Genomic DNA, 15,658 nt, shown 5'->3' on the forward strand with positions numbered 1-15,658 from the left:
TGTCGACCAGGAGGTTGGCCTCATGAGTAATCAGCTGGAGCATGGCCCGATTCGGACGACTCGCGCGGACGCTTTGCTGGCCTCCGTAGGTGAGCGAGGCGTTCTGCGCAGTTTCTATGAGGACAGCGTCGGGTCCGATTTGATGCAGGATGCGGACGGTGTCTCGGAAGCGAAGGAGATGGCCGCCCGCATTCGCCCTGCGTCCGGACCGGTGCTGGAACTCGCTGCCGGAACGGGCCGGCTGACCTTCCCCTTCCTGACGCTCGGGTACGAGGTGACCGCACTCGAGCTGTCCGCCGCAATGGTCGCCGCCCTTCGGCGGCAGCTGGAAGACGAGTCGGCAGATGTGCGCGGCCGGTGCACGGTGGTTCAAGGAGACATGAGCGCCTTCGCGTTGGATCAGCGCTTTGGAGCCGTGGTCATCAGCTACGGCTCGATCAACCTCCTGGACGACGCCGACAGGCGTGGCCTGTACGGGTCGGTTCGTGAGCACCTCGAGCCCGGCGGGAAATTCCTGATCAGCATGTCCCATACGGGCAGGTCGGATTCGCTGGAGCGCGATCAGGAGTTGTCAGGCCGGAGCGGCCGACGGTACGTGTTGCACGTGCGGCGGTCGCCGGCGGAAGCAATCCAGGACATCACCGTCTACCCCGCCGACGACACGTCGGACCCCTTCGTTATCTGCACGAGTCGTCTCAGGCTCCTGGAGCCGGATCAGGTGGTACGGGAACTGGAACAGGCCGGATTCGACGTGCTGGAGCCGGCTTCGTTCAGGTCCGCCGGGGGCAGCGGCCGCCATGACGCGTTGTTGCTGGAGGCGTCATGGCGGAGCGATTCCGCATGACCCGCTGAGCTCGGCTCAGGCGAGGCGTGCGGTGATGAGTGCGGCGAGCCGGGAGACGGCCTCCTCGATGAGCTCCGGTGTGAGCAGGCTGATCGAAAGCCGGAGTTGGTTGAACCCGTCCTTGCCGCCGTAGAAGTGATGCATCGGGGTGAACAGGACGCCATAGTCGCCGGCGGCGTGTTTCAGCAACGCGTCGTCGACGCCGAAGGGCACGGTGACGGTGACGAAGAACCCGCCCTTCGGTGTGTTCCAGCTGACCCCGGGGCAGCCGCCGAGCCTGCGGGCGAGCTCGCCAAGGGTGTGCTGGAGGTTGCGTTGGTAGATAGCGATTTCCCTGGCGTTGGCCTTGATCAGACTGAAGTCGTTGAGCAGGAGCTTTCCGGCGATCACCGCTTGCGCGATGGGCGAGGTGTTCACCGTGAGCATGCCCTTGAGCTTGGAGAGCTGGTCGGCGAGCAGGCCGCCCCCGGCCACGTGCTGATCCGCCACGACGTAGCCGACCCGGGCGCCGGGCATGCCGGTCTTGGCGAAGGAGCCGATATAGGCCACGGTCCCCGACCGGTCGAGTGCTTTCAGCGTGGGCAGGCGCTCGGATCCGTAGACCCCGTACGCGTTGTCCTCCAGGAGCAGGACGCCGCTCGCCTCGGCGCCCTCGAGGAGCCGGCGGCGGGCGGGCACGTCCATGCTGGTGCCCGTGGGGTTGGCGAAGTCGGGCGTCACGTAGCAGGCCCGCACGCGCTTGCCCTGCTCTTCGGCACGTTTCAGCTGGAGGACGAGGTCCTCGGGATCGATGCCGTTCTCGGTGGACCGGACCGGCCAGATGGGGGTGTCGGTCAGCAGCGCGGCCCCGGTCAGGCCGACGTAGGTGGGGGCGGGGGCAAGCAGCACGTCCCGCTCATCCGCCCGTAGCGCGCGCAGAATCAGAAACATGGCCTCCTGCGCGCCCACGGTGACGACCACGGACTCGGGGGCGGCCTCGATCTTCTCGTCCTCGGCGAGGTTGCGGGCGATGAGATCGCTGATGACGCCCTTCGTGGTGCCGTACTGGAAGAGCGTGCGGGTGACCTCCGCCTCGTCCAGCTTCCGATCGTTTCGCAGGTGCTCGCAGTAGGCGTCGATGTACTCGTGGATGAGACGGACGTCGAAAAACTCTTCGTACGGGCGACCTGCCGCCATGGAAATGGCCACAGGATATTCGCCGATCAGCTCATTGAGCAGGTTCATCGACGAGATGGCCGGATCGGCGAGCGAGCCGTGCAGAGTTTCCAGGCTCAGGCGAGTGGAAAGACCGTGTGAATCCATGAATGCTAGGGTTTTTCATGCGCGGTCGAGCTGTCAAGCAGCGGCCATGGATGTGAATCGACGGCGATTCCCGCTGAGATGTGCTTAGCACGTCCGAAATTGCGGATGTCTATGGCCGCTCTTCCAGATTCTCGATATCCGAAGGTACGGTCACACCGTTGCGGGGAAACGAGAACTTTGCCGCGCAGTGGATGCGCGGCGGGCGGGGGAGGACCGGCATGTTGATGACAACGGAGAACGGGATCCGGTTGTCCTACCACGACCAGGGCCATGCCTCGCCCGTCCTGTTGCTGACCGGCACCGGGGCGCCGAGCTCGGTGTGGGACCTGCACCAGGTGCCCGCGCTGCGCGCCGCCGGATTTCGCGTCATCACCATGGACAACCGCGGGATCCCGCCCAGCGACGGCGGCACGGACGGGTTCACCATCGACGACCTCGTCGCGGACGTGGCCGCCCTGATCGAGCACCTCGGCGCGGCGCCGTGCCGCGTGGTCGGCACCTCGATGGGCTCATACATCGCGCAGGAGCTGGCACTTGCCCGCCCCGAACTCCTGGACACGGTCGTGCTGATGGCCGCCTGCGGCCGGAGCAGTCTCGTCCAGCGGACGCTGGCCGAGGCCGAGGCGGAGCTGATCGAACGCGGTACCGAGCTGCCGCGGGGGTACCTCGCCGCCGTTCGCGCCCTGCACAACCTGGGGCCCGCGACGCTCGCCGACGACGACCTCACCGCCGACTGGCTCGACCTGCTCGAGGCGTCAGGTACGGGAGGTCCGGGCGTCCGGGCTCAGCTGCTGCTGAGCGCGTTGCCCGACCGCATCCCGGCCTACCGCGCGATCAAGGTGCCCTGCCACGTCGTCTCGTTCGAGCACGACCTCGTGGCGCCGCTGGCCGCCGGACGGGAGCTGGCCGCCGCGATTCCCGGCGCAACGCACCGCACGATTCCCGGGTGCGGGCACTTCGGCTACCTGGAGAACCCGGAAGCGGTGAACCGCGAGCTGATCCGGCTCCTTCGCGCCGAGTCCCGCGCGCCATTGGAGGAGACCGCATGACACCCCTTGAGTCAGCCCGCGATAGTCACCCGGGTCGTGCCGGGCGCCTCGCCGACACGGTCGCGGACGCCCGCGCTGCCGCAAAGGAGCAAGCATGACCGGCACGATCGTGCTGCCGTCCACGGCGCCCGCACTGTTCGAGGCAACCGCCGCGGCGATGCCGGACCGGCCGGCGGCGGCGATGGGTGACACCACACTGACCTACGCCGAGCTGAACGGGGAGGCCAACCTGGTCGCGCGCCGGCTCGTCGAGCACGGGGTCGGCCCGGAACGGCTGGTCGCCACGGTGATGCCGCGGTCGATCGAGTTCGTCATCGCGGTCCTGGCCGTGCTCAAGGCCGGCGGCGCGTACGTGCCCGTCAATCCGGACTATCCCGAGGAACGCAGGCGGCAGATGCTGGACGACGCCTCCGCGCAGTGTGTGGTGTCCCTGCCGGGGCAGGATGTGGCCGGCGCTCCCGTCACCCTGAGCGTGCAACGGGAGCCACGCCCCTTCGAGCCGAACCTGGACGACCACGACCGGCTCAGCCCCTTGCTTCCCGACCACCCCGCGTATGTCATCTACACCTCGGGCTCGACCGGACGGCCCAAAGGCGTGCTGGTCACGCACCGCGGGATCCCGAACCTGGCCGCCGACTACGTGCGCCGCCAACGGCTGCTGCCCCACAGCAGGTTGCTGGCGTTCGCATCCCCCGGCTTCGACGCCTCCGTCGCCGAGTTCTGGCCGATCTGGCTGGCCGGTGGCTGCCTGGTGCTGGCTCCCGCGGCGGACCTGGTCCCGGGCGAGCCACTCGCCCACCTGGTGCGCGACCAGAGCATCACCCACGTCACCTTGCCGCCGTCCGCCCTTGCGCCGCTGGAGGAGGCCGGCGGCCTGCCCGCAGGGCTGACCCTCCTGGTCGCGGGCGAGGCGTGCCCGGCACCGGTCGCGAAACGCTGGGCCACCGACCGCGTGATGATCAACGCGTACGGCCCGACCGAGACCACCGTCGCGGTGACCGCGAGCGAGCCACTGACCGGCGATGGCACGCCACCGATCGGCAGGCCGATCACCGGCGTCCGTACGTACGTCCTGGACGACCGGATACGGGCCGTCCCGGACGGGGACGTGGGCGAGCTGTACACGACCGGCCCCGGCCTCGCCCGCGGCTACCTGTACCGGCCGGCGGCGACCGCGCAGCGGTTCCTGCCGGATCCGTTCGGCAGCCCGGGCGAGCGCATGTACCGCACCGGCGACCGGGTGCGGGCACGTTCGGACGGCCAGCTCGTCTTCGTCGGCCGCGCCGACGACCAGCTGAAGGTCCGCGGCCACCGGATCGAGCCGGGCGAGGTCGAGGCTGCCCTGTTCGAAGTGGACTCAGTGGCCCAGGCGGTGGTGATCGAGCACGAGAACAGGCTGGTCGCCTATGTGGTCGCCGCGGTGGGCGCGCCGGTGGCAGCCGACCACCTCCTGGCCCAGCTGCGCAAGCGGTTGCCCTCCTACCTGGTACCCGACGTGGTCGTCGACCTGCCGCGGCTGCCGACCACGCCGAACGGCAAGGTCGACCGGGCCGCCCTGCCCGATCCCGAGAGCGCCGGGCGCGCGGTATCGGGGCGGGCGCCGAGCACACCCACGGAGATCCACCTGGCCCTGTTGTTCGCCGAAGTGCTCGGCGTCAGCAGCGTCGGCGTCGAGGACAGCTTCTTCGAGGCCGGCGGCCACTCGCTGCTCGCGACCCGGCTGGTGGCCCGCATCCGCGAGAGCCTGAACGTCCGGCTGCGGGTGCAGACCTTCTTCAACGCGCCGACCGTGGCACAACTCGCCAAGGTGCTCGACGGTGCAGCGACGTGACCGGGAGACCCTCCATGCGGACGACGAAAACCGCCGATGTGACTGATCTCGGCAACCCCGATCTGTACACGACGCTCGACCGGCACGCCTGCTGGCGCGCGCTCGCGGCGGACGACGCGCTGGTGTGGAGTGATCCGGGCAGTTCACCCACCGGCTTCTGGTCCGTGTTCTCGCACCGGGCCTGTGCCGCGGTCCTCGCGCCCTCCGCGCCGTTCACCTCCGAGTACGGAATGATGATCGGGTTCGACCGCGACCATCCGGACACCTCGGGCGGCCGGATGATGGTGGTCTCCGAACAGCAGCAGCATCGCACGTTGCGCAGACTGGTCGGACCGCTGCTCTCCAGAGCGGCCGCGCAGCGGCTGGCACAGCGCGTGCGGACCGAGGTGGGCAGCGTGCTCGACCAGGCGCTCGACAGCGGGGTGTGCGACGTGGCCCCGGCGATCGGCTCACGCATTCCAGCCGCGGTCGTGTGCGACATCCTCGGCGTACCGGCCGAGGATCAGGACATGCTCATCGAGCTGACCCAGCACGCGTTCGGCGGCGCGGACGACATGTTCGACGGGATGACACCGCGTCAGGCACACACCGAGATCCTCGTCTACTTCTACGAGTTGATCACCGCGCGCCGCGAGCGCCCCGGCGCCGACCTCGTCAGCACGCTGGTGGCCGAGGACAGCCTCACCATCGACGACGCTCTGCTCAACTGCGACAACGTACTGATCGGGGGCAACGAGACCACCCGGCACGCGATCACCGGTGCGGTGCACGCGCTCGCCACGGTGCCCGGCCTGCTGACCGGCCTGCGCGAGGGGAGCGCGGACGTCGACACCGTCGTGGAGGAGGTGCTGCGCTGGACCTCGCCGGCGATGCACGTGCTCCGGGTGACGACCGGTGAGGTCACGATCAACGGCCGTCACCTGCCGCCCGGCACGCCGGTGGTCGCGTGGCTGCCCGCCGCGAACAGGGATCCCGCCGAGTTCGACGACCCCGACGCCTTTTGCCCCGGGCGAAAGCCCAATCGGCACATCACGTTCGGCCACGGGGTGCACCACTGCCTCGGTTCCGCACTCGCCCGGATGGAGCTGTCGGTCGTGTTGCGCGCGCTGGCCGAGCGGGTGTCACGGGTGGAACTGGTGAAGGAGCCCACCTGGTTGCGCGCGCTCGCCGTACAGGGATACCGGGAACTCCCGGTGCGATTCACGGCGCGTTGATTTCACGGCACCGGTATCCATGGCGTCTGTGCCCCGGAGGCGTCAAGTTGACACTGTTGATGCGAATTTGACGTGCGGTCATGCTGTGAATGCGCATCTATCCGTTCCATTTCATGGAGGAAGTCTTGAGCGCTGTGCAGAATTTCGAGATCGAATATGTGGAAATGTATGTCGGGAATCTCGAAGAGGCCGCGTTCGGTTGGGTGGACAGTTACGCTTTCGCCGTCGCCGGCACGAGCCGCTCGGCGGACCACCGGAGCGTCACGCTGTGCCAGGGGCCGATCAAGCTGGTCCTGACCGAGCCGACGTCGGATCGTCATCCGGCGACGGTCTACCTGCAGGCGCACGGCGACGGTGTGGCCGATATCGCGCTGCGTACCCCGGACGCGGCCGCTGCTTTCGAGGCTGCCGTGCAGGGCGGGGCAGTCGCTGTCCGAGAGCCGGCACAGCTCAACGAAGCGGAGCCGCAGGGACCGGCCGTCACGGCCGCCATCGTCGCTTACGGCGATACGGTGCACACCCTGGTCCAGAGCGACGACACCACCGCATCGCCGCACGCGAACGGCCCTCGCGATGCAGAGGTGGACCTGCTCGGGATCGACCACTTCGCGGTCTGCCTGAACGGGGGCGACCTCGGCCCCACGGTGGAGTTCTACGAGCGGGCACTGGGGTTCCAGCAGATATTCGAGGAGCACATCGTCGTCGGCGACCAGGCGATGAACTCCATCGTCGTACAGAGCGCGTCGGGAGCGGTCACCCTCACGCTGATCGAGCCCGACGGGAGGGCCGACCCGGGCCAGATCGACGACTTCCTCAAGGAGCACCACGGGGCTGGTGTTCAGCACATCGCATTCAACAGCGACGACGCGGTCCGCTCGGTGAAGGCGCTGTCCCGGCGCGGGGTGGAGTTCCTGAAGACACCGGCGGCCTACTACGACATGCTCGGTGAGCGGATCGCGCTACAGACGCACCAACTGGACGATCTGCGGGCGACGAACGTGCTCGCCGACGAGGATCACGGAGGCCAGATGTTCCAGATCTTCACCGCCTCCACCCATCCGCGACGGACGCTCTTCTTCGAGATCATCGAGAGGCAGGGGGCGGAGACGTTCGGCAGCGCCAACATCAAGGCCCTGTACGAGGCCGTGGAGCTGGGACGCACCGGGCAGAGCGAGCCTGGAGCCGTCCGGCGATGACGTACGTGTGCCTGGCCGAGTTCGAACGTGCCGCCCGAGACGCCCTCCCCGGCCAGGTCTGGGACTTCCTCGCCGGGGGAAGCGGCACCGAGGCATCCCTGGTGGCCAACCGCACCGCGCTCGAGCGGACCTTCGTGGTGCCCCGGATGCTGCGTGACCTGACCGAAAGCAGCACCGGGGCCGAAGTCCTCGGCAAGCGCGCCGCCTTGCCGATAGGGGTCGCGCCGATCGCGTACCAGCGGCTGTTCCACCCCGAGGGCGAACTCGCGGCGGCTCGCGCGGCCCGGGACGCCGGCGTGCCGTACACCATCTGCACCATGAGCAGCGTTCCTCTGGAGGAGATCGCCGCCGTCGGTGGTCGGCCGTGGTTCCAGCTCTACTGGCTGCGGGACCAGAAACGGTCTCTGGAGCTGGTGCGCAGGGCGGAGGACTCCGGCTGTGAGGCGATCGTGTTCACCGCCGATGTGCCGTGGATGGGACGGCGGCTGCGGGACATGCGCAACGGCTTCGCGCTGCCGCAGTGGGTGAGGGCTGCCAACTTCGAAGCATCCGCGGCCGCGCACCGCCGTACCCCAGGGGTGTCGGCCGTGGCCGACCACACCGCGCGCGAGTTCGCCCCGGCCAACTGGGACTCCGTGGCGGCGGTGTGCGCGCGCACGAACCTGCCGGTGGTACTCAAAGGGATCCTCGCTGTCGAGGACGCCCGCCGTGCCGTCGAGGCGGGTGTCAGCGGCATCGTGGTGTCCAACCACGGAGGCCGTCAGCTGGACGGCGCCGTGCCCGGAATCGAGGTACTGGGCCAGATCGCCGCCGAGATCGCCGACAGCTGTCAGGTGCTGTTGGACGGCGGAATCCGCAGTGGCACGGACATCCTCAAGGCCGTCGCCCTTGGCGCGTCGGCCGTGCTGCTCGGACGGCCCGTGATGTGGGGCCTTGCCACAGCGGGCCAGGACGGTGCCCGGCAGGTGCTCGACCTGCTCGCCGCCGAACTCCGGGACGCGATGGGCCTGGCGGGCTGCGAGTCGGTACCCGCGATCGGTGGGCTGAGCACAAGAGGGCCCCGGTCCGGCTGATGCTCCGCGGGAGGGGCCCGGCGGCGACAGAGCCCCTCCCGGCCACGACGGCGACATACCCGCGAAAAATACCCGCGAAAATACTCACGAAAGGTGAGATTGGTGACCGCGTCACAGATAAGGCTAGTGCTCCGAAGCAAGATCAGGACATGGGGCTGGATGTATCGATGACTACCAGTATCGCTCCGGCCGCGGATCTTTCCGCTCTGACCGGACTGACCGAGATCACCAGGTTCGCAGGGGTCGGGACCGCGGTGTCCGACACGTCGTACTCTCAATCCGAGCTGCTCGACATCCTCGACATCAAAGATCCCAGAGTCCGATCGGTCTTCCTGAACAGCGCGATCGACCGGCGCTTTCTCACGCTTCCGCCTCAGGGCCCCGGCGGAGTGCGCGTAGCGGAATCCCAGGGTGATCTGCTGGACAAACACAAGAAGATCGCTGTTGACATGGGGTGCCGTGCGCTCGAGGCATGCCTGAAGTCAGCGGGAGCGACGCTTGAAGACCTGCGCCACCTGTGCTGCGTCACCTCGACCGGCTACCTGACCCCCGGCCTGAGCGCACTGATCATCCGCGAACTCGGCATCGACCCGCACTGCAGCCGTTCGGACATCGTGGGAATGGGATGCAACGCGGGTCTCAACGCGCTCAACGTGGTCACGGGCTGGTCCGCGGCACACCCGGGCGAACTCGGCGTCGTCCTGTGCAGCGAGGCATGTTCCGCCGCGTACGCCCTGGACGGCACGATGCGGACCTCGGTGGTCAACAGCCTGTTCGGCGAAGGATCCGCCGCCCTCGCCGTCACCTCCGGTGACGGGCGGGTGCCCGGTCCACGCGTACTGAAGTTCGCGAGCTACATCATCACCGACGCGATCGACGCGATGCGCTACGAATGGGACCGGGACCAGGACCGGTTCAGCTTCTTCCTCGACCCGCAGATTCCCTACGTGGTCGGCGCGCACGCCGAGATCGTCGTCGACCGCCTGCTGTCCGGAACAGGGCTGCGCCGCAGCGACATCAGCCAGTGGCTGGTGCACTCCGGCGGCAAGAAAGTGATCGACGCCGTCGTGGTCAACCTCGGCCTGAGCCGGCACGACGCCCGGCACACCACCGGTGTGCTCCGCGACTACGGCAATCTCTCCAGCGGCTCCTTCATCTTCTCCTACGAGCGACTCGCCGAAGAGGACGTCGCCCGGCCCGGCGACTACGGCGTGCTGATGACCATGGGACCCGGCTCTTCGATCGAAACGGCGCTGATCCAATGGTGATGCGCGGGGAAATGGATGGCGAACTGATGCTGCGCCTGGACGGCACCCAGCCACTGTCGGCCGAGTCGGTCAAGGAGATGGACGACCTCTGCGACCGCGCCGAGGACCACCGGGAACCCGGCCCGGTCACCGTCCACGCCACGGGTGTCCCACCGGCCGACTGGTGGACGGAGCTGACAGTCGGCGTGGTCTCCAAATGGGAACGGGCGGTGCGCCGGTTCGAACGGCTCGGCCGGCTCACGGTCGTGGTGGCGTCGGGCGACTGCGCCGGAACGGCACTGGACGTCCTCCTCGCCGCCGACGTCCGCATCGTCGCTCCCGGCACCCGGCTGCTGCCCTCCTGGACAGGCGATGCCACCTGGCCGGGGATGACCGTGCACCGGCTCACCCACCAGGCCGGTGCGGCAGCCATCCGGCGGGCCGTGCTGCTCGGCGTTCCGATCGAGGCGGACCGCGCGCTCGCGCTCAACCTGGTCGACGAGGTGAGTGAGGACCCGGCGCCGACGCTGGCCGGCCTGGCCGAGGCGGCCGGAGCCGTGGACGGCACGGAGCTGGCGATACGCAGGCAACTGATCTTCGAAGCCGGCTCGACCACCTTCGAGGACGCGCTCGGCAGGCACCTCGCCGCCTGCGACCGCACCCTGCGCCGAAGGGGACCTTCCGCATGACGAGCGCGAGCACGCTTCCGGGCCCTCTCGCCGCCGCCGGGGAGGCACTGCACAAGGCGGCCGAGCGGGTCGGCGACCTGCTCGCCGCCCTGCCCGAGCCGACTCGACGGACCCCCGGCCAGCGGGCCGAAGCCGCCGCCGCCCAGGACGAGGTGCGCCGACTGCGCGCGCGGTTCCTGGCCGAGCACGTCGAGGAGGTCTACGCCCGGCTCACCCGCGGCCGCCACCTGCGGATCGAAGCCCTGGTCACACAGGCCGCCGAGGTCTTCCCCGGCCTGGTCCCGACGGCGGCACAGCTCGCGGACGAGCGGTCGCGGATCCAGGCGGACAAGGAAGGCCGAGAGATCGACCAGGGCATCTTCCTGCGGGCGGTGCTCGGCTCACCCGTCACGGGCCCGCACTTGGTCGACGCGATGCTCCGACCGACCGCCCGGGCGCTCGCACTGCTCCCGGAGTTCCAGCGGACCGGCCTGATGGAGACCGAGGCCGTTCGCCTTGAGCGGCGCGACGGCGTCGCCCACCTGACGATGTGCCGCGGCGACCGCCTCAACGCCGAGGACGAACAGCAGGTCGAGGACATGGAGACCGCGGTCGACCTGGCGCTCCTCGACGAGGACGTCAAGGTCGGGTTCGTACGCGGCGGCGAGATGAGCCATCCGCGCTACCGGGGCAAGCGCGTGTTCAGCGCCGGAATCAACCTCAAGTACCTGTCGTCGGGCGACATCCCGCTCGTCGGGTTCCTGCTCCGCCGCGAACTCGGCTACATCAACAAGATCGTTCGCGGGCTCCGCCTGGACGACGGCGACTGGCGGCCGCCGTACGCGGCCAAGCCGTGGGCGGCCGCCGTCGATACGTTCGCGATCGGCGGCGGCACCCAGCTGCTGCTCGTCTTCGACCATGTGCTGGCCGCGTCCGACGCATTCCTCAGCCTGCCCGCCGCCAAGGAGGGCATCATCCCGGGTGCCGCGAACTTCCGCCTCACCCGGTCGGTCGGCCCGCGCGCCGCCCGGCAGGTGATCCTCGGCGGCCGACGGCTGTGGGCGAGCGAGCCGGACGCCCGTCTGATCGTCGACGAGGTCGCCGAACCCGCCGACCTGGACGCCGCGATCGAGCGGGCCCTGGAACGGCTGGGCGGGGAAGCGGTGCTCGCCAACCGCCGGATGCTGAATCTGTCCGACGAACCACCCGAGGAATTCCGCCGCTACATGGCGGAGTTCGCGCTCCAGCAGGCACTGCGGCTGTACGGCACCGACGTCATCGACAAGGTGGGCCGGTTCGCCGCGACGCGGACATGAACCGCATCCAGTACGTCGAGAAGGACCACGCCGCCCCATCAAGGACCGGGCTGCCCTGATCCGGCAAAGACCCAACTGTGGTGCACCCGCTCGCTCCCTGTTGCGCCCGCAACAGGGAGCGGCCCCGTCCGCGCACAACGGCCCTCGACCTGACGCAGCGTGCGGCCAGGGCACGACGCCGACTGATCCCTGGCCGTTCTCTGTCTGATCTCTGTCTGATCCGCCACTGACGATCTCTGTGTGATCCGCCACTGACGACAGCCTTTGGCACCCGACTCAGGGAGACCCCATTCCCATGCAGGACCATACGTCCCTGGCCGCGAGCGACCGCAACCTCGAACTGGCACTCGACGTGCTGCCCGCGCTGGCGGTCATCCTGCTGGCGGCGGCCGTGTTCGGCAGGCTCGCGGTCCTGCTCGGACAGCCGCGGGTGCTCGGCGAGATCGTGGCCGGCATCCTGCTGGGTCCGACCCTGCTCGGCCGGCTGGCGCCCGATCTCCAGGCGGAGGTCTTCCCGGCGCAGGCACGGTCGGTGCTGTACATCCTGAGCACCATCGGGCTGACGCTCTACATGTTCCTCGTCGGCGCCGGTCTCGACCACGGCCGGCCGGAGTCCGATCGTAAGCACCACCCGGCGGTCCTTGCCGCCTCGGGGTTCCTGCCCTCCCTCGTCCTCGGCGGTCTCGTCGGCCTGCTGATGTGGGACGACGTCTCGCGCGAGGACGTCGGCCGGTGGGAGTTCGCCCTCTTCGTAGGCGGTGCGCTGTCCCTCACCGCGCTCCCCATGCTGGCCCGCATGCTGTACGAACGGGGTCTGCAGAACTCCCGCCTGGGGCGGCTGTCCCTGGTCGCCGCCTCGATCGACGACGCGGTGGCCTGGTGCTTCCTGGCCACGCTGACGGCCGTGCACACCGGTTCCGGGGCCGCCGACCCGATGCCCATGATCGGCTACAGCATCCTGTTCACCGCCGTGATGCTGCTCGGAGTGTCCCGGCTGCTGCGGCCGCTGGCGCGGCACGCCGGCCGACAGGGCACGCTGAGCCCCGGCGTGATGTACGTCGTCGTCATCGTCCCGATCGTCTGCGGATACCTCACCGACCTGATCGGGATCTACTCGGTCTTCGGCGGCTTCATCGCCGGCCTGGCCATGCCCCGTGACCCACAGTTCCGCCAAGCGCTGCACAGCCGGATGATGGACACCGTCTCCACGCTCCTTGTGCCCATCTTCTTCGCCCTGTCCGGCCTCACCACCGACCTGCGGAGCGTCTCGGCCGACACCCTGCTGTTCGGCGTCGCCGCGCTCTTGGCGGGACTCGCGGGCAAGTACTTCGGCAGCGCCCTGGCCATGAAGACACTCCGCTTCAGCTGGCGCGAGGCGTTCGCTGTGGGAGGGCTGATGAACGCCCGCGGCATGATGATCATCATCTTCATCAACATCGGCCTGTCGCAGGGCCTGATCACCAAGCCGGTGTTCTCGATCCTCGTCATCGTCGCCGTCATCACGAGCGCCGCGGCCCTGCCCCTGTACCGCCGGGCGCTCCCGAAACACCTGGAGACGCACCTCGGCAGCCAAGCGCCCACTCCGGCACCGGCACCACCCCCCCTGACGACAACAGCGCCGACCGGTGGTGGCCAGAACCCGACGGTGAGCCGCCGGGCGGTGACATATCGTCGGCGTATCGAGAATCGCATACGCCCGGGCAACACCCCACTACATTGACTGGTGCCATGTCCCTCACCCCCTCCAGCGAACCCATGAGACCTGCGGCCGGGAAGCCGGTCGTCAGGCCGATCAGCGCCGCCGACCACCTGGCGTTCGTGCGGGCCCAGCGGTCGGTCAGCTTTCTGCAAACCCCGGCGTGGGCTCGCGTCAAGACCGAGTGGCGCAGCGAGTCCCTCGGCTGGTTCGAGGGTCGGCGCCTGATCGGTGCTGGGCTCGTACTGCACCGCCCGGTGCCGCGGCTCGACCGCTACACGCTGGCGTATCTACCCGAGGGCCCGGTCATCGACTGGAGCGGCGACATCGGTGCCTGGCTCGATCCGCTGGCGGCCCATCTCAAGCCCCGCGGCGCGTTCGCGATCCGGCTCGGCCCGCCGGTGCGCACGGACACCTGGAGCGCCGCCCAGGTCAAGGAGGGCATCTCCGGCCCGGACATCCGGCGGCTGACCGACCTGCCGGGACAGGGGAGCGACCCGGTCGGCGCCCGCGTGAGCAGCAGGCTGAAGGACGCGGGCTGGCTGCCGCAGAACCCGTTGGACGGGTTCGGGGTCGGACATCCGCAGTTCAAGTACGAGGTCCCGCTGGCAGGCAAGACCGAGGACGAGCTGCTCAAGGGCATGAACCAGCAGTGGCGCCGCAACATCAAGAAGGCGGCCAAGGAGGGCGTCGAGGTCACGGCCGGCGACGGGAGTCCGCAAGACCTGAAGGCGTTTCACGACCTCTACGTCCACACCGCCGAGCGCGACCACTTCACACCCCGGCCGCTACGCTACTTCGAGACCATGTTCGCGGCGCTGAGCGCCGAGGACCCCGAGCGGATCAAGCTCTACCTGGCCCACCACCAGGGCGACTTGGTCGCCGCCACCATCCTGGTCCGCGTAGGAGCCCACGCGGTGTACGCCTACGGTGCCTCCGCCACCGCCAAGCGCGAGGTGCGCGGCTCCAACGCCTGCCAGTGGGCGATGATCCGCGACTCGCTCGCGGCCGGCTGCGACGTCTACGACCTGCGCGGCATCACCCCCACCCTCGACGCCGACGACCCGCACGTCGGCCTCGTCCAGTTCAAAGTCGGCACCGGCGGCCAGGCGACGCGGTACGTCGGCGAGTGGGACCTGCCGCTGCGCCCGATGGTCTACCGGGTCTTCGACCTCTACATGAGGCGGCGCGGACGCTGAACCGCACACACGACTCGACCGGGAATGGCGGTCACGACACCTCCGCCTCCCCGAGCCGGATCGCTGCCCCCGGGCACATCGTGGCCGACTCACGTACGACGTCATGGAGTTCAGACGGCGGAGTGTCATCGAGGAGTTCGACCAAGCCGTCCTCGTCCCGCTGATCGAAGACATCGGGGGCGAGCATCACACACTGGCCCGAGGCAACACACCTGGGAACGTCGACCTCAACACGCATCATGGTTCTTCCCTGCTTCTCTGTGTGGGTCCGGACACGCCAGCCACCAACTGCCGCTTCCAACTCGGGAGTTACACCAGCCACCGTACAGACCCGGCGCTGGAAGCCAACGGCATGCGGCACCGCACACGCGACGGCGGAGCCAAACCGACAGCTGCCCATAGCTGTTCCACCGACGGCGTACGAGCCCACTTCTGCTCGGAGTTGGGACCTTCAAGAGCGTGGCCGACGGCGAGTGGAGCCCCACGTCGGAGGGGTTGACTCCGCTACCGTCCGTTGAACCGCGGGTGCGTGAACTCGCTGTGGCGCTTGGGGGAGGAGGCGCGCAGGGACCGCTTGTCCACCAGCCCCAGCAGTCCCTGGCGCTGGTAGGCCAGCCGCATCCGCTGCACCGTGGTCCGGCTGGCCCTGGCCCAGCCCAGCCCTGCGAGCTCCTGCGCCTTGGCGTGCTCGCGCTCTGCGAGGGTGAAGCGCTGCGGGTCGTACTCGGGCCTCGGCGCGCCGCTTTCGGGGCCGCCGGGCAGCCCGGTCTCGACCTCGCGGATGTGACGCTGCCAGGCCATCGCCCGCTCCTGAGCCGCCAGCGGAACCGTCTCCCACAGTGCTGGGGCGACAGGCTGCGCGGCGGCCGTGCCGATCACCGAGAAGCCGGGCGCGGCCACCAGATGGGCGGCCATCAGGCAGGCGGTGGCTCCGTCATCGGCCGCCAGGTACACCCGGCCCCCGGCCAGGGCGGCCACCTGCCAGCTGCGGTCCTCGAATGTGACCTGCGCGCCCACCTCAAC

Annotated in this window: 14 protein-coding genes; 11 read left to right on the forward strand and 3 right to left on the reverse strand. The window is 69.1% G+C overall.

Annotation, left to right across the window (positions count from 1 at the left end; all coding sequences use genetic code 11):
* The first annotated feature begins 22 nt into the window (after window positions 1-22).
* Window positions 23-844: a daptide-type RiPP biosynthesis methyltransferase gene (gene mpaM, locus M8I34_RS25845; protein ID WP_250052980.1), complete on the forward strand. Its 822-nt coding sequence runs from the start codon at window positions 23-25 to the stop codon at window positions 842-844.
* 15 nt (window positions 845-859) lie between these two features.
* Here mpaM and M8I34_RS25850 read toward each other — a convergent pair whose 3' ends face one another.
* Window positions 860-2,146, reverse strand: coding sequence for a PLP-dependent aminotransferase family protein (locus M8I34_RS25850; protein WP_250052982.1), 1,287 nt, complete (start codon window positions 2,144-2,146; stop codon window positions 860-862).
* 218 nt (window positions 2,147-2,364) lie between these two features.
* Here M8I34_RS25850 and M8I34_RS25855 point away from each other — a divergent pair, with 218 nt between their 5' ends.
* The 10 genes from M8I34_RS25855 (at window position 2,365) to M8I34_RS25900 (ending at window position 14,635) form a co-directional block, all read left to right on the forward strand.
* The gene (locus M8I34_RS25855) at window positions 2,365-3,195 is read left to right on the forward strand and encodes an alpha/beta fold hydrolase (RefSeq protein ID WP_250052983.1); all 831 of its coding nucleotides are present in this window, start codon (window positions 2,365-2,367) and stop codon (window positions 3,193-3,195) included.
* A 94-nt stretch (window positions 3,196-3,289) separates the two neighbouring features.
* Window positions 3,290-5,026 (forward strand): non-ribosomal peptide synthetase, encoded by a 1,737-nt coding sequence (locus tag M8I34_RS25860; protein WP_250052985.1) that lies wholly within the window; start codon window positions 3,290-3,292, stop codon window positions 5,024-5,026.
* Window positions 5,027-5,040: 14 nt separating this feature from the next.
* Window positions 5,041-6,240 carry a cytochrome P450 gene (locus tag M8I34_RS25865; protein WP_250052993.1) on the forward strand — a complete coding sequence of 400 codons (1,200 nt, stop codon included), beginning with the start codon at window positions 5,041-5,043 and terminating at the stop codon, window positions 6,238-6,240.
* Window positions 6,241-6,374: 134 nt separating this feature from the next.
* On the forward strand, window positions 6,375-7,436 hold the full coding sequence (gene hppD / locus M8I34_RS25870; protein WP_250053037.1) for a 4-hydroxyphenylpyruvate dioxygenase: 1,062 nt from the start codon (window positions 6,375-6,377) through the stop codon (window positions 7,434-7,436).
* Window positions 7,433-8,509 carry an alpha-hydroxy acid oxidase gene (locus M8I34_RS25875; RefSeq protein ID WP_250052995.1) on the forward strand — a complete coding sequence of 359 codons (1,077 nt, stop codon included), beginning with the start codon at window positions 7,433-7,435 and terminating at the stop codon, window positions 8,507-8,509. The genes hppD and M8I34_RS25875 overlap by 4 nt, the downstream gene beginning before the upstream one ends.
* A gap of 167 nt (window positions 8,510-8,676) precedes the next feature.
* Window positions 8,677-9,777 carry a 3,5-dihydroxyphenylacetyl-CoA synthase DpgA gene (gene dpgA / locus M8I34_RS25880; RefSeq protein WP_250052997.1) on the forward strand — a complete coding sequence of 367 codons (1,101 nt, stop codon included), beginning with the start codon at window positions 8,677-8,679 and terminating at the stop codon, window positions 9,775-9,777.
* 11 nt (window positions 9,778-9,788) lie between these two features.
* Window positions 9,789-10,445 (forward strand): enoyl-CoA-hydratase DpgB, encoded by a 657-nt coding sequence (gene dpgB / locus M8I34_RS25885; RefSeq protein WP_250052999.1) that lies wholly within the window; start codon window positions 9,789-9,791, stop codon window positions 10,443-10,445.
* Window positions 10,442-11,740: a (3,5-dihydroxyphenyl)acetyl-CoA 1,2-dioxygenase DpgC gene (gene dpgC / locus M8I34_RS25890; protein ID WP_250053001.1), complete on the forward strand. Its 1,299-nt coding sequence runs from the start codon at window positions 10,442-10,444 to the stop codon at window positions 11,738-11,740. The genes dpgB and dpgC overlap by 4 nt, the downstream gene beginning before the upstream one ends.
* Before the next feature lie 295 nt (window positions 11,741-12,035).
* The gene (locus M8I34_RS25895) at window positions 12,036-13,460 is read left to right on the forward strand and encodes a cation:proton antiporter (protein ID WP_250053003.1); all 1,425 of its coding nucleotides are present in this window, start codon (window positions 12,036-12,038) and stop codon (window positions 13,458-13,460) included.
* Window positions 13,461-13,468: 8 nt separating this feature from the next.
* Window positions 13,469-14,635, forward strand: a complete 1,167-nt coding sequence (locus tag M8I34_RS25900) for a peptidoglycan bridge formation glycyltransferase FemA/FemB family protein (RefSeq protein WP_284050805.1) — start codon at window positions 13,469-13,471, stop codon at window positions 14,633-14,635.
* Between the two features lie 31 nt (window positions 14,636-14,666).
* Here the strand turns inward: M8I34_RS25900 and M8I34_RS25905 are convergent, their stop codons facing one another.
* Together M8I34_RS25905 and M8I34_RS25910 are read right to left on the reverse strand one after the other, a co-directional pair.
* Window positions 14,667-14,873 carry a ferredoxin gene (locus M8I34_RS25905; RefSeq protein ID WP_250053049.1) on the reverse strand — a complete coding sequence of 69 codons (207 nt, stop codon included), beginning with the start codon at window positions 14,871-14,873 and terminating at the stop codon, window positions 14,667-14,669.
* 266 nt (window positions 14,874-15,139) lie between these two features.
* Complete coding sequence (locus M8I34_RS25910; RefSeq protein WP_250053004.1) at window positions 15,140-15,652, reverse strand: hypothetical protein; 513 nt, start codon at window positions 15,650-15,652, stop codon at window positions 15,140-15,142.
* Window positions 15,653-15,658 lie beyond the last annotated feature (6 nt).

It is taken from the genome of Streptomyces sp. MCA2 (assembly GCF_023544705.1).
Lineage (GTDB): Bacteria > Actinomycetota > Actinomycetes > Streptomycetales > Streptomycetaceae > Streptomyces > Streptomyces decoyicus.

Excerpts from the sequence above, each read along its gene's own strand:
- mpaM (WP_250052980.1), top strand. The coding sequence starts at position 23 with ATGAGTAATCAGCTGGAGCATGGCCCGATTCGGACGACTCGCGCGGAC.
- M8I34_RS25850 (WP_250052982.1), bottom strand. The coding sequence starts at position 2,146 with ATGGATTCACACGGTCTTTCCACTCGCCTGAGCCTGGAAACTCTGCAC.
- M8I34_RS25855 (WP_250052983.1), top strand. The coding sequence starts at position 2,365 with ATGTTGATGACAACGGAGAACGGGATCCGGTTGTCCTACCACGACCAG.
- M8I34_RS25860 (WP_250052985.1), top strand. The coding sequence starts at position 3,290 with ATGACCGGCACGATCGTGCTGCCGTCCACGGCGCCCGCACTGTTCGAG.
- M8I34_RS25865 (WP_250052993.1), top strand. The coding sequence starts at position 5,041 with ATGCGGACGACGAAAACCGCCGATGTGACTGATCTCGGCAACCCCGAT.
- M8I34_RS25875 (WP_250052995.1), top strand. The coding sequence starts at position 7,433 with ATGACGTACGTGTGCCTGGCCGAGTTCGAACGTGCCGCCCGAGACGCC.
- dpgA (WP_250052997.1), top strand. The coding sequence starts at position 8,677 with ATGACTACCAGTATCGCTCCGGCCGCGGATCTTTCCGCTCTGACCGGA.
- dpgB (WP_250052999.1), top strand. The coding sequence starts at position 9,789 with ATGGATGGCGAACTGATGCTGCGCCTGGACGGCACCCAGCCACTGTCG.
- dpgC (WP_250053001.1), top strand. The coding sequence starts at position 10,442 with ATGACGAGCGCGAGCACGCTTCCGGGCCCTCTCGCCGCCGCCGGGGAG.
- M8I34_RS25895 (WP_250053003.1), top strand. The coding sequence starts at position 12,036 with ATGCAGGACCATACGTCCCTGGCCGCGAGCGACCGCAACCTCGAACTG.
- M8I34_RS25900 (WP_284050805.1), top strand. The coding sequence starts at position 13,469 with ATGTCCCTCACCCCCTCCAGCGAACCCATGAGACCTGCGGCCGGGAAG.
- M8I34_RS25905 (WP_250053049.1), bottom strand. The coding sequence starts at position 14,873 with ATGCGTGTTGAGGTCGACGTTCCCAGGTGTGTTGCCTCGGGCCAGTGT.